The sequence below is a fragment of the Enterovibrio makurazakiensis genome (assembly GCF_050336585.1).
Classification (GTDB): Bacteria; Pseudomonadota; Gammaproteobacteria; order Enterobacterales; family Vibrionaceae; genus Enterovibrio; species Enterovibrio gelatinilyticus.
The window spans coordinates 19,484-42,089 of record NZ_JAKJSE010000031.1 but is presented as its reverse complement, the minus strand read 5'-3'; the positions used below and the strand labels follow the sequence as shown (position 1 = coordinate 42,089).

Sequence of the window (22,606 nt, the reverse complement as noted above, 5' to 3'; positions counted from 1 at the left end):
GAGCAGAACATCCTAGCCGCAGTTCTCCATAGATAACCGTAGCTCACAAATCTCGCATGTGAGTCACTAGTCACACATTCAATATTCATACTAGGAATGAGGAAAGCATTAGAAGATGACATTGGTATCCAATTAACTTATTGAACACAAATAAAAAAGGAACGTATTAACGTCCCTTTTGCTGTCAGATACATTCTATGTGTCAGGGCATATTAAGGCAGAGTTTTCAGGCTGTTCTCATAGTCATCAAATCTCTGCATCACCGTCGCTTTCGCTCCGCCGGTCATTTTACTCACGGCAATAATGGCAACAGAAGCAAGAATAAACCCAGGAACAATTTCATAAATATCGAAGATACCACCTGAAACTTGTTTCCAAGCCACGACAGTCACACCACCTACTACAACACCCGCTAACGCGCCATTCCGGTTCATGTCTTTCCAGAACAAACTCAATAGCAACGCTGGGCCAAATGCAGCCCCAAAGCCAGCCCACGCGTACGATACGAGGCCAAGTACAGAACTTTCTGGATTCATCGCTAATGCCAATGCCACCGCGGAAAGGCTCACTACAGCAAAGCGACCAACCATAACCACTTCTTTAGTGGATGCGTCAGGACGGAAGACTTGTTTGTAGAAATCTTCAGCCAGCGCTGACGAAGATACGAGCAGTTGTGAGTCAGCCGTACTCATTACAGCGGCCAAAATCGCCGCCAATAATATACCAGCAACCACTGGGTGGAAGGCTGCATTGACCAAGTACATGAAAATAGTCTCACCATCGGCAAGCTCTCCACCAAGGTGTTGATCAACATACAAGATGCCCACCAAGCCAATCAGGATAGCACCTATCATTGATACCGCACTCCATACCACGGCTATACGACGCGCCGTGGTAATGTCTTTGTTCGTGCGTGTCGCTTGAAAACGCGCAAGAATATGTGGCTGACCGAAATAACCTAATCCCCAAGCAACAAGAGAAATGATCGCAATCGCTGACAGAGGCTCACCGCTAACGTCATTCCACAACGTCAGCAACTCCGGGTTCTTCGCGGCCAACTCACTAGGCAATTGAGTGAACGACCCTTCCATTGTGGCAATGGGAACAATCATCAGTGCAGCAGACATCAGCAAGCCTTGTACCAAGTCAGTCCAAGAAACCGCTAAGAAGCCACCAAAGAGGGTGTACGACACCACACAAACCGTACCAATAACGACGGCGACACTGTAATCAAGACCGAAAACCGTTTCGAACAGTTTGCCACCAGCCACTAGACCGGAGCTGGTGTAAAAAAGGAAAAATAGCAAAATGAAGAAGGCTGAAATGGTTTGTAATAACTTGGAGTTATCTTCAAAGCGGCGTGACAAAAATTCAGGGATGGTCAACGCATTGTCGACTTCAATGCTGTAAGTACGAAGCCTCTTGGCACATATCAGCCAGTTTAAGTAAGTACCCGCTAACAAACCACCAGCTAACCATAGCGATTCCACGCCTGCAGCATAAGCGTAACCAGGTAACCCGAGCAGCAACCATCCGCTCATGTCTGATGCACCCGCAGACAAAGCTGCAGGCCAAGGGCCTAGCGAACGGCCACCCAAGAAGTAGTCTTCTGAGTTCGCTGTTCGTTTGTAGGCATAAACGCCAATACCAAGCATAAGAATCAGGTACACGATAAACGTGGCACTGATTGCAACGCTGTTTCCGATCATTCTATTTCCCTCAATACACGGGCACCAAAATCCGGCGCCCAATTCCGGTTGGATTTAATGTTCACCACTGCCAAGTTCCAATAACGTCGCATTGCCTCCTACAGCAGTGATGTTGATGGTACGCGTTCGCTCTGTAATAAAGCGAAGCAGATAGGTTGGCGACGCAATGAGAGGAAGTTGTTCTACGTTGCTTTCCGCTACGAACTGAACCAAAACCCCTTCCCGAGACGCCAAAATTCGGTTTATTTCAATCAAACGTTTTTCACTAGCAATGGCTGCAACGCCGAAAATTGGGGCTTGCTGCAATACGTCATCTAGCTTTTCAAATTCTGTTGTAAGCACAAGGCGATTTGGCGCACTCGCTTTCACCAAATCCGCCAATAATGCGTCTGTTTCATGGCGAAGCACGTTCGCTACCGCAACCAACGCACAGTTTCCTGCGACTAGCGCCGCGGTGAGTTGCCCTGCCAGTCCCGAGAGAGTCAACGACTCATCACCAGTGACCAAAAACAACCCGCGCCCTGCCGTATACAGTTCATTGGTTTCACCCGTTGGCCCCGGCATATCGTGCACAGGCTCGAGCAAGGTTTCTGCTTGCTGCAAATGGAAGCGGATCATTTGTGCGGCAAATGCAAAGTCTCCACCTCGTTGACTCACGTTTTCAGCCCAAGCACCGAGCAATGCGCGACGACCGCTCACGCCGAGCCCATTCCATTCTTCCCATACCGACATGCTTTGTGCCGCCAAACGCTCGATATCCGTCATGTTCTTCATTCCTTGAAAGTTGTTCATGCGACCACCTCTTCTTTAGTGAAGCGATAGAGATAGTGCGGCCCACCCGCTTTTGGCCCCGTTCCAGATAAGCCTTGTCCGCCAAAAGGTTGCACTCCAACGACAGCGCCAACTTGATCGCGATTGATATAGCAGTTACCCACTTTTGCGCGTGCTTCTATGTGGCGGTAGGTGCTTTCATTTCGGCTATGAACGCCAAGTGTGAGGCCGAAACCGGCATGGTTGATATCATCAATCACGCGATCGAGATGATCCGCGTGATAACGTACCACGTGCAAAATCGGGCCAAAGTGCTCTTGTGAAAGCTCAGAAATACTGTTGATTTCGAACGCCACTGGTGCAATGTATGTCCCTGCACGTGTTTCACTGCTCATTGGCGCTTTAGCAATGAAAGTGCTGGTTTTAAACAACTGGTCGATGTGATTTTGAAGTTTCGATTGTGCCGCTTCGTCGATCACTGGGCCGACATCGGTAGCATGTAAAAAAGGCAAGCCAACGTGCATTTCTGCCATTGCTCCCTTGATAAGGCCAATCACACGCTCGGCAACGTCTTGCTGAACATATAACACGCGCAGCGCCGAACAACGTTGCCCCGCCGAGGCAAATGCTGATCGAACAACATCGCGAGCAACCTGTTCTGGCAATGCAGTGCTATCAACGATCATGGCGTTTTGACCGCCCGTCTCAGCAATAAAAGGCACTGGCAGTGCTTGGCGAGAAGCAAGGGTTTGATTAATACGTTGTGCAGTCGGCGTCGAACCGGTAAATGCTACACCCGCGATACGCTCATCACCCGTTAACGCACTTCCGACCACCGCCCCCGTACCAGGCAGGAGATGAATAACGCCTGCGGGAATACCCGTTTCGAGCAATAGTTCAATGGTACGAAAGGCAATCAGCGACGATTGTTCAGCGGGTTTAGCCACCACGGTATTACCCGTCACGAGCGCCGCTGAAATCTGTCCGATGAAAATTGCGAGTGGAAAGTTCCACGGACTGATACAGGTAAACACACCACGACCTTCACGGTGGAGTGTCGCCTTGGTACCATCGAAGCGAGTAAAGTGCTGGCCTTCTTCCATCATTTTTTCCGCTTCTACTGGGTAGTAGCGAAGGAAATCAACCGCTTCACGCACTTCATCAATACTGTCGTGAATCGTTTTGCCCGCTTCGCGATGACAGAGTGCCACCAGCTCACCTAGATTCTCTTCAAGCTTATCTGCCAACAGAAGTAAGTACTCACCTCTTTCTCTTGCGCTAAAAGCTTGCCAGGTAACGACACTGTTAGATGCAGCCTCCAGCGCAATATCGACGTCTTCTTCTGTCGCCCAACGGATTGAACCAACTTCAAGACGGTGATCATAAGGCGCAACGACAGTGTGTATGTCACCGAGTAAGCGTTCACCATTGATAATGGGGCCAGCTTTCCAGTGTGTGCTCATGTGCTGCTGCACGCATGCATCATAACGTTGCCATTCACTTTCAATATCAATGGCAACGCCCGATGAGTTTTTGCGGGAATCGCCAAATATCTCGCTTGGCATTGGAATGCGCGGGTTGTGAAGCGAAGGTCGCGAAACAAGCATATCAACAGGGTGCTGCGTCAAATCGCTGATTGGGCATCGAGCATCCACAAGGCGGTGAACAAACGAACTGTTTGCGCCGTTTTCTAGAAGGCGTCGAACCAAATAAGGAAGGAGATCTTTATGGTTGCCTACCGGCGCGTAAATTCTAACGGATTGCCCAAACATATCGTGGGCATGCGCATACAGGGCATCACCCATGCCATGCAAGCGCTGAAATTCATACTGATCATGGCGAGCCATAGCTGAAATAGCAGACACGGTTTGGGCGTTATGGCTAGCAAATTGCGGAAAGATTAGGCCGCAAATATGCTGAGACAAAAGAAAGCGAGCGCAAACGAGATAAGCGACATCCGTCCCTTCTTTACGCGTATAAACCGGATAGCCTTGCAAACCATTTTGTTGTGACAGTTTGATCTCGCTGTCCCAATACGCGCCTTTCACCAATCGCATCGGAATAATGGTGTTGTTTTCACGCGCTAAAGCAGCGAGCCAAACAACCACAGGCAACGCACGTTTGGAATACGCTTGAACCACGAGTCCAAATTGCCCCCACCCTACAATGTCTTCATGAGTAAACAGCTTTTCGAACAACTTCAATGACAGTTCTAAACGATCGGCTTCTTCCGCATCAATGGTAATAGCGACCTTTAATGCACGTGCGCGCTTGAGCAATCCCAGCACCGTATCAAACAATTCGGAGAGAACGCGCTCTTCGTTGGCGACTTCATAGCGAGGATGAAGTGCAGAGAGTTTGATTGAGACAGAAGGCGCAGGTGCGCCTCCAACAGTTAGATGTTGTGACACAGTCTCAATGGCTTGCATGTAATCATTGAAGTATTTCTGCGCGTCTTGCGTAGTCAATGCCGCTTCACCCAGCATATCGAAAGAGTATGTGAAGCCTTTTTGGCGCTGTGGCTTACCATTGCCAAGCGCTTCGTTGATATCGCGACCCAACACAAATTGGTGTCCCATCACTTTCATCGCTTGATGCATGGCTTGGCGGATCACGGGTTCAGACATCTTATTCACCAAACGGTTGATCACCTTGCTTGGTGTACTTTCTTCTCGCTCATCCAAGTTGACGACTTTACCCGTCAACATTAAGCCCCAAGTAGACGCATTCACGAAGAGAGAATCAGACCCTTTTAGGTGCGCTTTCCAGTCTGCCACGCCGAGTTTGTCACGGATTAGCGCGTCTGCTGTTTTCGCGTCAGGCACGCGCATTAGCGCTTCAGCCAAACACATCAGCAAAATGCCCTCGCGGGTATCAAGACTATATTCAAGCAACAATGCATCGATCATCTGTACGGCTTTTTTGTCCGCTCTCACACGTTCGATCAACTCGGCAGCACGCGATTGTGCTTCATCACGCTCTTGCGCGGAGGGAGTAGCCAAAGGAATCAGCGATTCCAATAGCTCACTCTCATCCACACAATAGTGCGACGAAATAGACGCCCACAGTTGTTTTGATGGCTGCTCAAGATAACTTGGCGCCAACACATCGGTCGCTTTCAACATAAGCAGATTCCTCTCTCCTATGACCACAACACAGTGGCATATGTTACTAATATGTTAGATTAACGACCGATTCTAGGTAGGATGCGATGCGGAGTCTTTCAAAATTCTGCGGCATTATTGCAAAAAACTCCGATCATTAACAAACAGAGAACCGCAGCTTCTGTTGCCTGATAACAATTTGTTTCATATCTATTGATTTAGATCAGTCTTGCTGGCGGAAGCGAGAAGGGGAAATACCAAATTGACGAGAAAATGCAGAGGTGAATCCGCTCTGAGATGAGAAACCACAGCTGTCCGAGATCTGAGTGAGGTTCAGTTCACTACTGCGCAACAATTCTTGTGCAAGCTCAAAGCGTCGCATCAAAACGTACTGATGTGGCGTCATACCAACTTGTGTCTTAAACAGTTGGTGGAACTGACTCTCTGCCAAAAATACGGAACCTGCCATTTGCGCCACGCTGATCTTGCGGCTGATATGTTGACGAATATAGAGATCAATTATGTCCATATTCAGGCGGTGGCCATGACGGCGCGGGGCGAGTTGATCACGAAAATGCCGCTCCATCACACACAGCAAGGTGTCGGCACATGCGCGTCCCAAAAGCTTGTCATTTGGATTTGCAACCATTTCAGCGGTTAACGCTTTCACTAAGGTTTGTGCTTGGCTATCCAGTTGGAAGTACGCTTCTCTCGCGAACAGCGCATCCACTTTCTGTTTCATACTTAGCTCCCCTAACAACAGAGGCTCGGGGAGGTTTATCACCAGAATTTCATTGTGTCCTACACCGGAAAACGCATGAAGCTCAGACTCAGAGACCAGACACCCTTGACCTGGCCCGACAAGACTGCCGCGCCCAGAAAGCTCAAACTCTGTTTGGCCTTGCAACCCAATCACGACCTGACGGTAGTCATGCGCATGCAGCGACGGATGATTGGGAAGTGCCATGACTTGCGAGTGCTTAAATTCAGATGCCATAGAAATAATGATAGATGACTTAACAACTTGTCATTCTTACACGCAACACCTAAAAACGAGAAGTAAAATCACCACGGAAAGATGATCAAGAGATGCGTAAACTACGGGCAATGTCATTTTGATTCGATTTTTGTGCATGATCTCAACGAATGAACCCGGTTGATCAAGGTCAACATGACCCACTCATCGAGCAATGACTCACCAATCTATATCTAACCGATTGAAAATACGTGGATTACCTGGCATTCATTGTCGATTAGGCATGTTTTACAATACTTGATCATGCTTTCGAGTTATTCCACAAAGGATCCAGCCATGATCATCGTTCCGATGAAAGCGATCCTTCCTGTTTCATCGTATCGTTAACCCACCCGCGGAATTAACATTATTTCTCACATCGTCAATAATATGACGCTAAATAATAATTTAACGCCAAACTATCCATTATTTCCATTTCATTAAGCAGTTAACGCGTTATATTTTTGGCGTCAACTAAATGTCACCGCTAATTATTGAGTTGTTTATCAAAATATAGATATTGATTAATAACGATAAGCATCAAATAATTAGTAACATGGACGAGCTAAATGACACTGACGTGTTAATCTAGCTATTTGGGACAACGCTTTTCTATTGAAATTCTGAGAATAAGCAAGGGACATATGAAAAGTAATCGCATCACCGCGTTGGTCTTCGCGCTAACACCGATTCTTCTTAGTGGTCAATCGCTTGCCAATGAAACCAATGTAGCAACCAATGACCCGGTCGTTGCTCTGGAACAAAAGCTAGCAGATAAAAGAAGTGAAATCGGCTCTCATGCTGAGAACCTCCAGACGCAAAGAGATAGACTGGACGCTTTACTTTCCGAACGTGAAACTTTGGCAACTAAAGCGATTGATTTGGAAAAAAGACGGACATTGGCGCAAGAGCGTCTAGACGAACAATTCCGTCGCCTCATTGAAAATCCTGATACCGATCTCACGCAGTATAAAGATGATTACCAAGCTGCATGGAAAGCGGTAAAAGAAAATCAATCTTCGACACTGAGTAATGATCAAGCCGTCGCTGAACAACAACGCATTGTTGAAGGCGAAAACCGCCAGAAGCAATTGTTGGTCAGTTCGCTTGAAAATTTGCAAGAGTCGAAAAAAGAAGCACGCGTAAAGCGTCTTCGCCAAGAATTGACGTTTGCCGATACCATCGAAGTGGTCCACACCATTACGTGTAGCGAGTCGATGACGTTAGCTGCATGTTCTAATCAGGGTAAAACCCTGACGATGCAGAAAGCCGTTAACACCTTTCAATCACACGTTTTAGACAAAGTAACGGAATCATCGACCGCCAAGCTGAATGCTAACCGTGTTTCGTTCAACATTCACGTGATGAACAGTAACGTTGTAGACAGTGGATTTAGCGGTAACAACCGCTACATCACGCGCTTGCAAGCTGAAATGCGAAGCAAACCTGACGACAATGCTGCGTGTAAACTGCTTGATTTTGCAGAGCGCTACTGTGTTGATAAGTCGTTTACGTCCGCAAAAGCGACGCCAAAACAGCAGGCTAAACGTTGGGTCAACGTAAAGATCCGCTCAAATCGCTTTGAAGATAATGTCACCATTAACGGCGTCACCTACGGCTCAACACCCGTTGAAATCATGCTACCAGCTGGTCAGCATCAACTGACGGTAGAAAAGCCTGGGTTTGAACCTTATAGCCGTCAAATGAACATGAACAAAGATTCCGTTGTATGGGCGAGTCTAAGGGAACAAGAGAACCGCCCAAAACCGGGAAAGCGATTCGCTGACAAGCTATCAAACAACCGTCAAGCTCCTAAAATGGTCGTTATCGGCGCAGGCCAGTATAACGTCGGTTTTGAAGCCAAACAGCCTGTGGTCGTTGATCAGCCCTTCTCTATCGCTGCAACGCCAGTCACGGTGAAGCAGTTTGGTGAGTTTGTTGCTGCAACAGGTTACGTGACGGAAGCAGAAGAAGGTCAAGGTTGTACCTCCCTTGTCAATGGCGAACCTAAACAGCTCCTCAATCATAACTGGCGTAAGCCGGGCTTTGACCAAGCAGATAACTCCCCTGTTGTTTGCATTACCCGTCAAGATGCCATCACTTACTCTTCGTGGTTAAGTAAACAAACTGGTTTCAACTACGCATTGCCTTCTGAGGTTCAGTGGGAAGTCGCTGCGCGTGCTGGTAGTGCATCAGATTTTTGGTGGGGCAACGACATCGGTGTTGGCAACGCTAACACAGGTTGGAGCGGTACCGCTTGGTCAAACAGAAGCACATCGCCAGTGGGCAGCTTCCCCGCTAACCCATTCGGCGTTTACGACACCGCTGGGAATGTATGGGAGTGGGCTGAAAGCCAAGCGCCAGTAGCTCGTGGTGGGGCGTGGAGCTTTTCTCCAAGCAGCGCACGCGTAGCGGAGCGTTTGGAACTCAAGTCCGACCTTAGCGCAAACTATTTGGGATTCCGAGTGGTAAGAAACATCTAGTCACTCACAATGACTAAATCATTGATGAAAGCCCGTCCCTAAGTATGACGGGCTTTTCTTTTATCGAAGCAACGCAGACTCGCTATACCCTATCAGGCATGAATAACAAGACATCGTTATCGCGATCTTTCTCTCTAGATAAAAATAATTTCATCAATAAATCGCAAACTAGTCCATTCCCCCCATGTCCGACTTTCTAGTAACTCTGTATAGTCATTCGCGAACAGGACATATTGCAGTATGTCTCTGTTTAAACACTGAATTTACCTCGGTGTCCCACTTGTTTTTCAATGTTATTACGCTGATAACGAGAAAATAAGTGGCTCTTCTACACGTCGTACAAGACTCGGTGATTAGTCACAGTGTTCTTGTCTTTACCGGCTTCTACGAGCCGGTTTTTTTTCGCCTAAAAAGCCCAAAATATGATACAGTCGCAATTAAATGTAAGAAATTACAATACATTTAATTTTAAGGTATATATCTAGTCACGATATGAAAAACCTCTCTCTCCCACCGCTAGCCTCCGTGTTTGAACAAATGCCAGGATGCTGGGGATGCAAAGACACCCATTCTTGCTTTGTTTACGTCAACAGCGAATTTTCTATGCTCGTGGGTGCCAGTTCTCCTGATGCCCTTATTGGCAAAAAGGGCACCGAACTCTCAACGTCTCTCTCTGCTTTCGCTGACGCTTTCCAGCAGCAAGACACTCAGGTCATGGAAACCAAGCGATCCATGCGCATTCTCAATGTCCACCCCTATCCCGATGGCCACTGGCGCGCACATGTATTTACTAAAGTCCCTTGGTATGATGATGAGGGGAATGTAAGAGGCGTTCTATTACACGGGCAAGCTATCAATAACAACGCCATACTAGAAGTCGGACAATGGCTGTGCAAAGCCATAGAACATGAAACTGCGATACCTCCTCACAAGAAAGATCACCCAGACTGCCCTTCTCTAACACCACGAGAATCAGAGGTTCTCTTTCTTCACCTTTACGGCAAAAAACCTCAATTGATCGCTCAAATTTTGGGGCTATCGGTTAAAACCATCGAAAATCATTTTGCCAATCTCAGAGTAAAGCTCGGCGCATCATCAAAAACAGAATTAGCCGACAAAGCTCTTGAATACGGCGTTGGCTCGCGTATTCCTGACTCCTTACTTAAGCAACAAATGGCCCTTGTCATTTCCGAGTAGACGCATTCAGCTTTAATCACACAGGCCTTTCTGCACAAAAAAAGCAGCGTAAGCTGCTTTTTAATATCACGAAGGAACCTCGCTAAATTTATGGAGCGAGGCGTTCTATGTCCCAAGAGCCATCGTGTATGTCTTGATAAACAAATCTGTCATGTAGTCTGTGTTCGCCGCCTTGCCAAAATTCAAATGAAGACGGCTTAACACGAAAGCCCCCCCAAAACGTTGGCACCGGCACTTCACCCTTCTCAAACTGTTGCTTGAGTTCCATGTATTTGCTTTCTAATGCAGTACGCGCAGTAATACGTTCACTCTGGCGACTCGCCCACGCCGCAAGCTGACTCTCTTTTGGACGCGACATAAAGTACTTCATCACTTCCAATTTACTTAACTTCTCAGCAGTACCGGTGATGTGCACTTGGCGCTCTAGTGGATGCCAGGGAAAGTGCAAGCTGATGCGCGCATTGTCAGCCAGTTGTTTAGCTTTGCGGCTACCGAGATTGGTATAAAAAACGAAGCCGCCATCATCTACGTGCTTTAACAGCACAATGCGTTGAAAAGGCTGACCATTTTCGTCAACCGTCGCCACTGTCATCGCAGTAGGATCGGGCAGCTTCGCGTCAATGGCTTGTTTGAGCCAGTGCTCAAAGAATTGAACAGGGTTTTCAGGCAGGTCTTTGCGTCTCAATCCGCCTTGGTTATATTCTCTTCGAATATCATACAAATCCATTGTGGTGCTCCGATTTCTGTTTTCATCATTTTGATGTGGCTGGTCTCTTTTCTCAAGAGAATTTCATGGCATTAATAACTATTCGGTATGCCAGAGAAATTCATCACTCGTCAGGGAAGCTATGCATCGACAAATATTTATTACGATCGTCACCCTCATTGGCTTACTTTTGGCAGCTCTTGTTGCGGCTGTCACTTACCTGTCCGTTGAAAAGCGCCTTAACAGCGACGTCAAAGAAGATGTCTACCAACTACAAGAAAAGCTAACCGCTGAGCTCGCCAGATATAGCGAAATCCCCGTCGTACTCTCTGCTGACCCACGTTTAAAGCGGCTGCTACGAGTCCCCAACAGTCCCCGACTTCTTAAAAACACCCATCAACTTCTGTCAGATTGGAATACACGTTTAAACAGTGACGTTCTGTATTTGATGGATCGCAATGGCTTAACGCTGTCATCGAGTAACCATCAAGACAAGGCAAGTTTCGTTGGGCACAACTACAACTATCGTCCTTACTTTCAGCAAGCTATTCAGGGTGACAAAGGACAATATTACGCATTGGGCGTGGTATCAGATAAACGCGGCTACTATTTTTCCTATCCCGTTTGGGATGAAGGATCCATTACTGGCGTATTAACCCTGAAAGTCGACTTATCTATTATTGAAAGAATTTGGGATCAGCAACAATTTGACTACTTGATTGCAGACCCACTAGGCGTGGTTTTCTACAGTTCTCGTGATGAGTGGCTTTATCAATCTCTCGCCATACTGTCTGACAATCAAAAGCAAGCCATTCGAGCGTCTCGCCGATATGGTAACTCATCACTCAGCAGCCTCACTCATTACACAGATCTTGCATCCATCAAGCCTCTGTCTACGCTGTCCTTAGGGATCCAGGCACAAGACAGAACACGAGTGCTACTGTCCAGTACCGATCTCGGCAGTGCTGGTTGGCGGATCTATGGCTTTATCCCCACCAGCAATATTTGGCCGGTAGTCATCCAAGCCGTGTTACTTTTTGCTACGTTTTACGTGCTTCTTGTTTTGGTCATTACGGCGTGGCTACAAACCTTAAAAACCCAAAGAAAACTGGCCAAACTCAATGATGGGCTAGAACAAACAGTCGCAGATCGTACCGCTAGCCTTGAAGAAACCAATTCAGCTTTACGTAAAAGCATCCAACAATATGAAGAAACACAACAAGCGCTACGACAAACCGAATCCGAACTGATTCAGGCCGCTAAGCTGGCGATGTTGGGTGAAATGTCCGCAAGTATTAACCATGAAATCAATCAGCCCCTTTCTGCCATGCGGACCTACACGGAGAACAGCATTAAGTTGATGCAACGAGAACGCTACGACGCAGTCAAGAGCAATCTCGCTACACTCAATGAGTTAATTAGCTTGGTGGCCGACATCGTTGCTCGGTTTAAGATCTTTGCTCGCAAGCAAAATAACGACCGCAAATCGCGTGCTGCCATTGACGATGTCATCAATGCATCAATCAAACTGTCAGAGGCCAGCTTCAACAAAATTGGCATCCACATTGACTGTGATATCCCCGAGCAGGGGCTGATAGTGAATGCCGATACCGTTCAACTTGAGCAAGTCATTCTGAATCTGTTAAGCAATGCTTCACAAGCGGTCGCCAACGAGCCATCAGCGCAAATAGGCATGACCATTGACACGCATTTAGACCGAGTTTCAATTCATGTATGGGATAACGGTCCTGGCATGGACAACAGCACAAAAAAACACATTTTCTCTCCTTTCTACACAACGAAAAAAGAGGGTCTCGGCCTTGGTTTGACGATTTGTCGTCGAATCATTGAGGGCTTTGGCGGCAGCTTACAAGTGCGAGATCATGCCTCAGGAGGCGCAGAGTTTATTGTTAACCTGCAGCGGCTTTACGATGGAGATGCCCAAGCATGACGCACGAGATATGGATTATTGATGATGAACGCGCGATCCGAGATGCGCTAAGCCAAACGTTGGAAATCGAAGGCTACCAATCGCGGGCTTTTTCATCCGCCCTAGAAGCACTTGCACAGCTTTCTTCAACCTTTGAGGGTGTGATTGTATCCGACATCAATATGCCCATCATGGATGGGATGACGTTTCTCACCCAAGCACAAGCCATTGACCCCGAATTATCCATCGTCATGCTAACCGGACATGGCGACATTTCAACGGCGGTATCTGCAATACGAAAAGGTGCTTATGATTTTCTCGAAAAGCCCTTTTCAACAAACCACCTTCTGGATGTTTTACGACGGGGTATCGAAAAACGCCGCTTGGTGATTGAGAACAGAGAACTAAAAAGAGAGCTGGAAACGCAAAGCGCACCAGGCCCACGAATTCTTGGAAATTGCGAATCGATAAAACAGCTAAGACGCTCCATTTCTCATCTGAAAGATCAATCAACCGATGTATTGTTGCAAGGAGAGAGAGGCACAGGCAAAGAACTAGCAGCGCGTTTTATTCACGATCACGGCAATCGACAAGATGAGCCATTTGTATCCTTTAAATGCCGTCAAACGCCAGAAGCCCTGATGGATCTTGAATTATTTGGCGCAGAGCAAAGTGCACTCTCTACGCTACCTACCCATAAAAACAACAAGGTAGCTGCAGCAGGACAAGGCACACTCTTTCTCGATGGTATCGAATCACTGCCGTTGCAGGTGCAGAATAAGCTCAATCAAATGCTTTTAGTGTCTCCTCGGCCTCGAATTATTGCGTCGACACGGATTGATCTCTCAGAAAGCGCCAAGCAAAACGGGTTTTCTCAATCACTACTAACATCACTTTCAGACACTACGCTGGTGTTCCCACCCTTACGTCAGCGACAAGATGATATCGTCACGTTATGTCAAAATTTCTTGAGAACAACCGCCTCTCGATTCGGTATTGCGCCACCCAATGTAGATTCAACGCAAAAAGCCAAAATTATCAACCACCCATGGCATGGCAATGTCCGTGAGCTAAGATCCTATGCAGAGCGATGGGTGCTCATGGGCGAGCAACCCTTAAATCAAGATAATCAAAGCAGTTATGAAAATGAACTTGATTCGCTGAGCGAACGTATGCAACAAGTTGAAAGGGCAATTCTTTTTGATTCTCTTAATAGACATAACGGCATGCTAAAAGAAGTTCAAACTGAGCTGGGTTTGGCACGAAAAACCTTGTACGAAAAGCTAAAAAAACACCATTTAGACAAGGAAAATTTTAAGGGCTGATTTCTCCTCTCAAATCCTCCGCAGCCCGCATTTTTACTGAGCTAAACTATAATTCAACATTCTCATTTATGAGCGTAAAGAGATGAGTCACTGTCAGTAGACTGATCCAAATTCGTGAGAACCTGATAGTTAAACTACTCTTACATAGTAAGTTTCGTTGATTTTATAGTTGGTAAAACAATGACAAAACGGGATCAGTCTGGAACCAGACTGCCAGCCAGTGAACACCTCGATTATATTGACGATAAAACGGCCGCACTTTTGTTGAGTTCACCCAAAAGTGCCAGAGTTTTATTGTGGGTTATCGTTCTATTTCTTTGTATCAGCGTTATCTGGGCTTCGTTTGCCGAATTAGACAAAGTCACAGTGGGACAAGGGAAAGTGATCCCATCGTCGCAGCTTCAAGTTGTCCAAAACCTAGAAGGAGGCTTGGTTAAGGAGCTGCTTATCCGAGAAGGCGATGTTGTCACCAAAGATCAGCAACTGCTGTTAATCGATGACACCATGTTTCGCTCTGACTTTCGAGAGCGCGTTCAAGAGTTAACGAGTTTACAAGGTAACTCCGTGACCTTGAGTGCGCTGATTAACTCGGTCGTGGTCAACCCAAATACCGATATTGATAACTGGCAACAGTCCGTCACGTTGCCACGCAATGAGTTGGTGTTTCAGCCGAAGTTTGAAGAGGAACATCGCACCGTTGTATCTAGACAGCGTGCAGAGTACCGAGAAAAACTCAACAATTTACAAAATCAGCTCTCTGTCACCTCTCAACAAATCCGCCAAAAGGAACAAGAACTGATTGAGGTGAAGTCTCGGGTGCAAAACCTCAGACAAAGCTACAACTATGCTCTCGAAGAGTACAACATCACAAAGCCATTGGCGGATGAAGGCGTTGTTCCTCAAATTGATCTGTTGAAATTACAGCGTCAGGTCAACGATACCAAAAGAGAAATGTCCTCAGCCGAACTTTCGTTACCTTCCCTTTCGTCATCACTTCAAGAGATGGTGTTCAAACATATTGATGTTGCCTTGAAGTTTCGGGGGGAACAACAAGAGCGTTTGAACGACGTTGAAGACAAATTGTTAGCCATGACTGAGACGCGAGTCACGCTGGCCGACCGTGTGCAACGTACTGTGGTCCTCAGCCCCGTTGATGGCACCATCAAGAAGCTTCACGTCAATACGGTAGGCGGGGTTATTCAGCCTGGCATGGATTTGGTGGAAATCGTCCCCAGTGAAGACAATTTGCTTATTGAAGCCAAAATCGCCCCTCAGGACATCGCATTCTTACGCCCAGGATTAGAAGCCATCGTCAAATTCAGTGCCTATGACTTTACCGTATATGGCGGATTAACGGGCATTCTTGAAACCATTAGTGCCGATACCATTCAGGATGAAGAAGGTAATAGCTTCTATCTGGTCAAAATTCGCACCGAATCGAACAACATCGGCGATGGCGAAGAACTGCCTATTATTCCCGGAATGACTGCGTCTACAGACATTATTACCGGCAAGCGCAGTGTGCTTGATTATTTATTGAAACCAATTTTACAGGCTCAGAAATCAGCACTCAGAGAATAAGCTGATCGAGAAACATTTGGGCTGGTTATTCAGCCAATTGAGGGGGAATGTGCTTTGAACTGGAAAATGCTACTTATTGCGTCTGCCGTCAGTACGCTATGCACACAAGCATGGTCGATGTCGGTCGAGCAAGCTGTTGCTACCACGATGGCGACCGATCCTGAATTAAAAAGTGCGTTCAATGACTTTATGAGTAATCGTGAAGACATTGATTCCGCACAAGGTGAATACCTGCCTGATATCAATTTAAACGCGGGTTATGGCTTTGAGAATATCGATAACAGCTCCACACAAGCAAGCGGAAAGAAAGACTACAACCGAAAAGACGCCAACCTAAGGCTGACACAGCTTATTTGGGATAAAACTACGCTTAATAATATTGAGCGTTCTGAATTCGAAGCCGAAGCGCAGCGTTATCAATTACTGTCAGATGCTCAAGACAAATCCCTCAGAGTGACTGAAGCCTACGTCGCAGTGTTGCTTGCCAAGCAACTGCTATCACTCTCTAAAGCAAATGTTGAAGTACACAACAAAATGCTTTCTGACATTCAGCGTCGCGCAGAGTCAGGCATAGGTTCTACCGCTGACCTTTCACAAGTTCAAGCGCGTGTTGCGCGGTCTTTTACCAATATGCTAGCGGCGAAAAGCAATCTTGATGATGCTCACACTGAATTTTTCCGCCTCGTCGGCGTAAGACTCGATGCGCCGATTGATCCAGAAGTAGATTCGCTCTATATGCCCCAAAACCAGGCTGAAGCGATAGAAATCGCTTACTCAACCAACCCTGTCATTAAGCTCGCCACTTACGATATTGATGCTGCGCGGGCGCAATACAGGCAAAACAAAGGTAGTTTTTACCCAACACTCTCTTTTGAAGCCAGCCAAAACTGGACAGAAGACGCCAATGGCGTCGAGGAAGAGGTCAACGAGTTCAGTGCCATGCTGCGCCTTCGTTTCAATATCTATAACGGAGGCAGCGATCGTGCCAACGTTCGACGCAGCGCCTATCAACTCAACAAATCCAAAGATGTCTTCGAAAATGCATCTCGTCTATTAGGAGAAAGTACTCGTCTCGCGTGGAGCGCATATGAATTGACGGAACAACAGAAAAAATATCTAGCACAACATGTTGATGCGGCTTCCGAAACCGTTATTGCTTACGAAAAGCAGTTTCGAATCGGCCGAAGGACTCTGCTTGATTTATTGAACACCGAAAACGAATTGTTTGAGGCCCGTCGTTCATACCTAGATGCTCATTACGCTCACATCACCGCCAAGTACCGCGTACTCAACAGCATGGGGAATTTACTTGACGCCCTGCGAGTAGATGTACCGGAGGAATGGCTTGATTCCGTTATTGAATAAGAAGGTTTGATTCATGAAATACGTTTGGCTTTTCAGCAGCATTCTGTTGTCCATTAGCGGCTGTTCACTTTCCGCCGATGCACCTCCCCTTGCTGAACAACGTTTTGATTTACTCGACGCCGATAACGATGGCGTTATTAACGCACGCGACTATTGTGACGATACGCCAAGTGTCGCAGTTATCGACAATGATGGCTGCCCAACATACCTTTTACATGAAAGTGACAATTCACTAAGAATTCAGTTTGCTAACGATGCTGCAATTGTCGAACCTGCTTACTTAGAAGCACTGGACAAAATGGCGGAATTCCTTAATCTTTATCCTGAAACCTCTCTTGAACTTCAAGGACATACAAGTTCTATTGGATCTAACGATTACAATGCTGACTTGTCTATCCGACGTGCCGAAGCAGTACAAGCACAACTTATTGAAAGAGGCATAGACGCCGACCGTCTCACCATACTCGGTCTTGGTGAAGGCGATTTGATGCTAGCCGACAGCACAGAAACCACACAATTGGTTAACAGACGTGTCGTTGGCCGGGTTAAAGGATTGAAAGGAGATATAAAAGAAGCATGGACCATCTTTACCCGACGGGAACGATAAGTGTTGAGATCGCTTAATGCTTAAGCGTGCAGCGCTTTTTTCATTGTTCCTGTTGCCGTCGATAATGACGTTTGCACTTAATAGCACTGATGCTCAGTGGGTTAATAAAGTGGCAAGCTTTTATGGCGAAAGAGCAGGAAAGCGCGTTACGGCTTGGCGTAACGTAGTTGCTGATGCTGCGAATCTCTCTGAACAGGAGAAGCTAGCAGCGGTTAACAATTTCTTTAACCAACTCTATTTCGTCAATGATATCGACCTGTGGGGAAAGAAGGATTACTGGGCAACGCCACTGGAGTTTTTAGGTAGCGCTGCCGGTGACTGTGAAGACTTTAGTATTGCAAAGTACTTCACGTTACGAGAGCTCGGGGTAGATGACAAAAAGCTAAGGCTTGTTTACGTAAAAGCCATCAAGCTAAATCAGTTTCACATGGTTGTTGCTTATTATCCCACCGCCTCTTCAGAGCCAGTCCTGCTCGATAATATTGATCCTGAGATTAAAAAGGCGTCGAAACGACGAGATCTGCTTCCGGTCTACAGCTTTAACGGTAGTCGGTTGTGGCTCATGAAAGAACGCGGTAAAGGTGAGCTTGCAGGCAAATCATCACGCTTAGGATTGTGGAACGATCTCAGAGCGCGTATGGGGTCTGTCAAGCTAAACAGACCGATCAAAAACTATGATGGGTAAATGTCTATGACTTTATACCGGCAATTGTTTACATGGATGTTGGCAATATTCTTCCTGCTGATCCTAGCGGTGACGGGCATTGAACTCAACACCACTCGTAACTTCCTGCTGACTCAGCAATCTGCTGAGGTGAATAACACAATCAATTCAATGGGGCTCGCACTCGCACCGTATCTAGAAGATGATGACAAGGTTGCCACTGAATCTGTCATCAATGCCTTGTTTGATGGCGGCTTCTATCAAGAAGTTCGGTTGAAAATGCTATCCGATGGGAGTGAGATTATCCGCGAGTACCCCGTCACCGTCGAAGGGGTTCCGAATTGGTACATTTCGTTAGATCTCTTTCCTGTCATCACAGAAGAACGGACGTTTACCAGTGGTTGGCTCCAACTAGCCGAAGTCAAAGTGGTTTCTCACCCTGGTTATGCCTATCGTGAAATGTGGCACTCTACCATCCAGCTTGGTATTTGGATTGGTGCGCTATTTGTAGCAGCCATGCTGATCATCGCTGTTCAGCTAAGTCGTTCACTCAAGCCACTCGCAAGCATCACCGAACGAGCTAGAGACATTGCACGCAACAAGTTTGGTGAACCGATTGAACTACCACCAACCACTGAGTTGAGAACCGTAGTAAAAGCAATCAACCAGATGAGTAGCCAGCTTGAAGCTTATTTCGAACAACAGGCGAAAGAGGCGGACAGACTTAGAGAGCACGCTTATAGAGATACCGTTTCCGGTCTAGGTAACCGCAGCTTCTTCGTGGGTCAGCTAAAATCTTGGCTCGCCGAATCAGCCGTTGGTGGTTTGGTGATGGCCAAAGTGGATTTGATCACCGACACCTATCAGAGCCAAGGCTTTGCGCAAGGTGATACGCTCGTTACTCAATTCTCCAAAAAATTGAACACAACTATCACAGATGCAGACGTCACGGCATCACGCATTTCAAAAGACGAATTCGTGATTCTTGCTCCTAACTGCAGCAGCGAAGAGCTGACACTGATTGGTGAAAGTCTCCTCGCCATCGTTAACGATATGCAGCACGACCCTATGGGGATCACACCTCCCAAAGTAGCCATCGGTCTGGCGGTCAACAATTCCATCAACCGCGATCCAAGTGTATTGCTTTCTCAAGTGGACAACGCACTTACACAGGCGCGTAACTCACCAAGCCACCCAATCTCGATGATTGACCAAACCGCAAACGATTCATCTATGGGCAAACAACAATGGAAAGCCCTTATTTTGGATGCTATCGCACACGATTGGTTTGTGTTTAAGCTTCAACCTGCATCTACGAGCGACAAGCAAGTGCTTCACCGCGAAGTTTTCTCTGCCATTGAGAAAGGCGAAGACTATTACGGTGCTGCGCACTTCCTTGGTGCTGTTGAGCAATTGCAATTGGGCGAATCATTTGACCGTTACGTAGTCAATCACATGATTGAGCGGTTGACGGACGAGCCGGAACTTGGTCCAGTGGCGATTAACTTAACGCAAAACAGTGTTACCAATGCATCGTTCATTCGTTGGCTGACCACTGCAATGCAAAAACATAGAAACTTAGCTGGGCGTCTGTTCTTTGAAATACCAGAAAGTGTCTTCGTTCGCTTCCCCGATCACGTTAGTTTGCTCACGGAACAAGCACACCGTTTCAATTTTGGATTTGGCGTTGATAACTACGGGCGTAACTTCCAGTCGTTGGATTACCTCAATAAGTTCAAGCCGTCATACGTTAAAATTGACTTTGCTTACACCAGCAACCTTGATGATGAAGCACAAAGCCACGTGCTAGCATCCATTTGTCGAACGGCTCACAACTTAAATATAACCACCATTGCAACTCGAGTAGAAACGGAAGCCCAACTCAACAAGCTTTCTGAACTGTTTGTTAGCGGTTTCCAAGGGTTCATCTTTGAAAAGAAAGTAGAGAATCATGGTTAAAGATCCACTCTTGCAATCTTTGGTATATGTTAGCCGTTACTTCGGTCAGTCAAACTCGCCTGATGCATTAGTATCAGGCTTGCCGATTTCTGATGGCTACCTCGCGCCATTTCTGTTTCCTCGCGCAGCAGAACGCGCTGGTATTGACGCCAAAGAAACAAGAATGAATCTTAGTGAACTCTCTGGGCTATTGTGCCCTTGTATCTTGCTTCTTAAAAATAATGAAGCCTGTGTACTGCTTAGTATCAGCCAAGAAAAAGGGGAAGCAGAAATTGTGACCCCTCACACCGAAACCACGTCTAACGTTGTTCTGATTACAGACCTAGAAGAAGAATACCTAGGGCGTGTTTTCCTGCTCAAAAAGCGCTTTCGATATGACGAACGTTCCCCCGAGATACTAAAAGAACGATCCGGACACTGGTTTTGGAGCACCCTGTGGGAGTCCAGATCCATTTATCGAGATGTATTGATTGCGTCGATATTCATCAATACCTTTGCCATTGCGACACCGATATTCTCACGTATTGTCTATGACAAAATTGTCCCTAATCTTGCCTTTGATTCTTTGTGGGTATTAGCGAGTGGCGTCTTCGTCATTTTCATCTTCGACCTCGTGCTCAAGATGTTGCGAAGTTACTTTATCGATATTTCAGGCAAAAAGTCTGACCTACTGATTTCTGCTCGTATCTTTCAGAAAGTCATGGGCATTCGTATGGAAGCTCGCCCGCCGTCCGTGGGGGCATTTGCAAGGCACATGCAAGAATTCGAATCGATAAGGGATTTTTTCACCTCCGCTTCCGTATCAGCATTGATTGACTTACCTTTTGCGTTCTTCTTCCTCTTCGTCATATGGATTGTCGCGGGCCCGCTGGTGTTGGTGCCCATCGTGGCGGTATTGATTCTCATGATACATGCCATGATTATTCAGAAACCGCTACGACGCACCATCGAAGAAGGGTCGCGCCTTTCATCTCAGAAAAATGCCAACCTAATTGAAAGCTTGGCAGGGCTAGAAACGATTAAGTTGTTTGGTGCTGAAAGCCAATTCCAATATCGTTGGGAAGAAGCCGTTGCACACATGGCAAACTGGGGGATCAAAACGCGCCGCTTAACCGACTCAGTGCAGAATGCCGCTGGGTTTATCCAGCAGTTTGTTAGCGTTGCCATGATCGTATTCGGTGTCTATCTCATCTCCAATGGCGACCTTACTATGGGCGGCTTGATTGCAGCCACCATGTTGAGCTCTCGTGCCGTCGGCCCACTGGTACAACTTTCTCTGTTGTCCACCCGATACAACCAAGCTAAATCAGCGATGGAAATCATCAACCAGCTGATGGAAATGCCGTCTGAGCAAGAAGAAGGGAAGCGCTACATTCACCGCCCTATCATTCGAGGGAAAATCGAATTTGATCGCGTTAACTTCAACTACCCCAATTCTGAAGTATCGGCGTTGCGCGACATTTCTTTCACCATCCTCCCCGGAGAAAAAGTTGCCATCATAGGACGTATAGGTTCTGGCAAGACCACCCTTAGTCGCTTATTGATGGGCCTGTATCACCCTACAGAAGGCTCAGTGAGGATTGATGAGACCGACATCAGTCAAATCCACAATATCGACATACGGCGCAATATAGGCTGTGTCCCGCAAGACCCCGTTCTGTTCTTTGGTTCTATTCGCGACAACATCACACTCGGGCGTCCATTAGCTGATGACCGAGACATATTAGATGCCGCCAACCGCTCAGGCGTCACCACATTTACACAGCGCGACCCCGCTGGTTTAGAACGACAAGTGGGTGAAGGAGGTAATCAGCTTTCTGGTGGTCAACGCCAAGCTATAGCCATTGCACGCGCTTTACTTAGCCGGCCACCCGTATTGATGATGGACGAACCAACCAGTGCCATGGATAACCGTTCTGAGCAATACATCAAGCAACAATTGGCAACACTGCGCCGTGACGAGACATTAATCTTGAACACGCATAAGACAGGCATGCTAGACATCGTCGACCGCATCATTGTTATCGAACAAGGAAGCATTGTTGCTGATGGTTCAAAAATGGCGGTCCTTCAAGCGCTAAAAGAAGGGAAGGTGCAAAAAGCGGGTTAGCAAGTACCGAATACCACCCATTAAAAAAGCACCCTTAGGTGCTTTTTCTATTTGATTTCCACGTGTTTATTTACAGTGTA

The 22,606-nt window shown here is 46.8% G+C and carries 15 protein-coding genes; 10 read left to right on the top strand and 5 right to left on the bottom strand.

Features of this window, described 5'->3' with window-relative positions; translation table 11 throughout:
- Positions 1-212: 212 nt before the first annotated feature.
- The 4 genes from putP to L4D06_RS21215 form a co-directional block, all read right to left on the bottom strand.
- Positions 213-1,709, bottom strand: coding sequence for a sodium/proline symporter PutP (gene putP, locus L4D06_RS21230; RefSeq protein WP_429741195.1), 1,497 nt, complete (start codon positions 1,707-1,709; stop codon positions 213-215).
- A 54-nt stretch (positions 1,710-1,763) separates the two neighbouring features.
- Positions 1,764-2,501, bottom strand: a complete 738-nt coding sequence (locus tag L4D06_RS21225; RefSeq protein WP_274166547.1) for a delta 1-pyrroline-5-carboxylate dehydrogenase — start codon at positions 2,499-2,501, stop codon at positions 1,764-1,766.
- Entirely contained in the window at positions 2,498-5,605 is a 3,108-nt protein-coding gene (gene putA, locus L4D06_RS21220; RefSeq protein WP_429741193.1) for a bifunctional proline dehydrogenase/L-glutamate gamma-semialdehyde dehydrogenase PutA, read from the bottom strand. The genes L4D06_RS21225 and putA overlap by 4 nt, the downstream gene beginning before the upstream one ends.
- Before the next feature lie 202 nt (positions 5,606-5,807).
- Positions 5,808-6,581: a helix-turn-helix domain-containing protein gene (locus L4D06_RS21215; RefSeq protein ID WP_429741191.1), complete on the bottom strand. Its 774-nt coding sequence runs from the start codon at positions 6,579-6,581 to the stop codon at positions 5,808-5,810.
- Between the two features lie 662 nt (positions 6,582-7,243).
- On the opposite strand from L4D06_RS21215, the gene L4D06_RS21210 reads away from it, so the two are divergent.
- A complete protein-coding gene (locus L4D06_RS21210) occupies positions 7,244-9,082 on the top strand; it encodes an SUMF1/EgtB/PvdO family nonheme iron enzyme (protein WP_429741189.1) in 1,839 nt (612 codons plus the stop codon).
- 492 nt (positions 9,083-9,574) lie between these two features.
- Positions 9,575-10,279 carry a helix-turn-helix transcriptional regulator gene (locus L4D06_RS21205; protein WP_429741187.1) on the top strand — a complete coding sequence of 235 codons (705 nt, stop codon included), beginning with the start codon at positions 9,575-9,577 and terminating at the stop codon, positions 10,277-10,279.
- Positions 10,280-10,367: 88 nt separating this feature from the next.
- On the opposite strand, the gene pdxH is transcribed toward L4D06_RS21205, so the two are convergent.
- Positions 10,368-11,006: a pyridoxamine 5'-phosphate oxidase gene (gene pdxH / locus L4D06_RS21200; protein WP_274166542.1), complete on the bottom strand. Its 639-nt coding sequence runs from the start codon at positions 11,004-11,006 to the stop codon at positions 10,368-10,370.
- A gap of 121 nt (positions 11,007-11,127) precedes the next feature.
- Here pdxH and L4D06_RS21195 point away from each other — a divergent pair, with 121 nt between their 5' ends.
- The 8 genes from L4D06_RS21195 (at position 11,128) to L4D06_RS21160 (ending at position 22,526) form a co-directional block, all read left to right on the top strand.
- Complete coding sequence (locus L4D06_RS21195) at positions 11,128-12,936, top strand: sensor histidine kinase (protein ID WP_429741184.1); 1,809 nt, start codon at positions 11,128-11,130, stop codon at positions 12,934-12,936.
- Positions 12,933-14,240 carry a sigma-54-dependent transcriptional regulator gene (locus L4D06_RS21190; RefSeq protein WP_429741182.1) on the top strand — a complete coding sequence of 436 codons (1,308 nt, stop codon included), beginning with the start codon at positions 12,933-12,935 and terminating at the stop codon, positions 14,238-14,240. The genes L4D06_RS21195 and L4D06_RS21190 overlap by 4 nt, the downstream gene beginning before the upstream one ends.
- A 180-nt stretch (positions 14,241-14,420) precedes the next feature.
- Positions 14,421-15,821, top strand: coding sequence for an HlyD family type I secretion periplasmic adaptor subunit (locus L4D06_RS21185; protein WP_274166539.1), 1,401 nt, complete (start codon positions 14,421-14,423; stop codon positions 15,819-15,821).
- 54 nt (positions 15,822-15,875) lie between these two features.
- Positions 15,876-17,186 carry a TolC family outer membrane protein gene (locus L4D06_RS21180; protein WP_429741180.1) on the top strand — a complete coding sequence of 437 codons (1,311 nt, stop codon included), beginning with the start codon at positions 15,876-15,878 and terminating at the stop codon, positions 17,184-17,186.
- A 13-nt stretch (positions 17,187-17,199) separates the two neighbouring features.
- Positions 17,200-17,793, top strand: a complete 594-nt coding sequence (locus L4D06_RS21175; RefSeq protein ID WP_429741178.1) for an OmpA family protein — start codon at positions 17,200-17,202, stop codon at positions 17,791-17,793.
- A gap of 16 nt (positions 17,794-17,809) precedes the next feature.
- Positions 17,810-18,478, top strand: coding sequence for a transglutaminase-like cysteine peptidase (locus L4D06_RS21170; RefSeq protein WP_274166536.1), 669 nt, complete (start codon positions 17,810-17,812; stop codon positions 18,476-18,478).
- Positions 18,479-18,484: 6 nt separating this feature from the next.
- Positions 18,485-20,416, top strand: coding sequence for a bifunctional diguanylate cyclase/phosphodiesterase (locus tag L4D06_RS21165; RefSeq protein ID WP_429741250.1), 1,932 nt, complete (start codon positions 18,485-18,487; stop codon positions 20,414-20,416).
- Entirely contained in the window at positions 20,409-22,526 is a 2,118-nt protein-coding gene (locus L4D06_RS21160; RefSeq protein ID WP_429741176.1) for a type I secretion system permease/ATPase, read from the top strand. Before L4D06_RS21165 ends, L4D06_RS21160 begins: the two co-directional genes overlap by 8 nt.
- The last annotated feature ends 80 nt before the right edge of the window (positions 22,527-22,606 follow it).

Excerpts from the sequence above, each read along its gene's own strand:
- L4D06_RS21170 (WP_274166536.1), top strand. The coding sequence starts at position 17,810 with ATGCTTAAGCGTGCAGCGCTTTTTTCATTGTTCCTGTTGCCGTCGATA.
- L4D06_RS21215 (WP_429741191.1), bottom strand. The coding sequence starts at position 6,581 with ATGGCATCTGAATTTAAGCACTCGCAAGTCATGGCACTTCCCAATCAT.
- putA (WP_429741193.1), bottom strand. The coding sequence starts at position 5,605 with ATGTTGAAAGCGACCGATGTGTTGGCGCCAAGTTATCTTGAGCAGCCA.
- L4D06_RS21185 (WP_274166539.1), top strand. The coding sequence starts at position 14,421 with ATGACAAAACGGGATCAGTCTGGAACCAGACTGCCAGCCAGTGAACAC.
- L4D06_RS21210 (WP_429741189.1), top strand. The coding sequence starts at position 7,244 with ATGAAAAGTAATCGCATCACCGCGTTGGTCTTCGCGCTAACACCGATT.
- L4D06_RS21225 (WP_274166547.1), bottom strand. The coding sequence starts at position 2,501 with ATGAACAACTTTCAAGGAATGAAGAACATGACGGATATCGAGCGTTTG.
- L4D06_RS21175 (WP_429741178.1), top strand. The coding sequence starts at position 17,200 with ATGAAATACGTTTGGCTTTTCAGCAGCATTCTGTTGTCCATTAGCGGC.
- L4D06_RS21205 (WP_429741187.1), top strand. The coding sequence starts at position 9,575 with ATGAAAAACCTCTCTCTCCCACCGCTAGCCTCCGTGTTTGAACAAATG.
- L4D06_RS21165 (WP_429741250.1), top strand. The coding sequence starts at position 18,485 with ATGACTTTATACCGGCAATTGTTTACATGGATGTTGGCAATATTCTTC.
- L4D06_RS21160 (WP_429741176.1), top strand. The coding sequence starts at position 20,409 with ATGGTTAAAGATCCACTCTTGCAATCTTTGGTATATGTTAGCCGTTAC.
- L4D06_RS21190 (WP_429741182.1), top strand. The coding sequence starts at position 12,933 with ATGACGCACGAGATATGGATTATTGATGATGAACGCGCGATCCGAGAT.
- L4D06_RS21195 (WP_429741184.1), top strand. The coding sequence starts at position 11,128 with ATGCATCGACAAATATTTATTACGATCGTCACCCTCATTGGCTTACTT.
- pdxH (WP_274166542.1), bottom strand. The coding sequence starts at position 11,006 with ATGGATTTGTATGATATTCGAAGAGAATATAACCAAGGCGGATTGAGA.
- putP (WP_429741195.1), bottom strand. The coding sequence starts at position 1,709 with ATGATCGGAAACAGCGTTGCAATCAGTGCCACGTTTATCGTGTACCTG.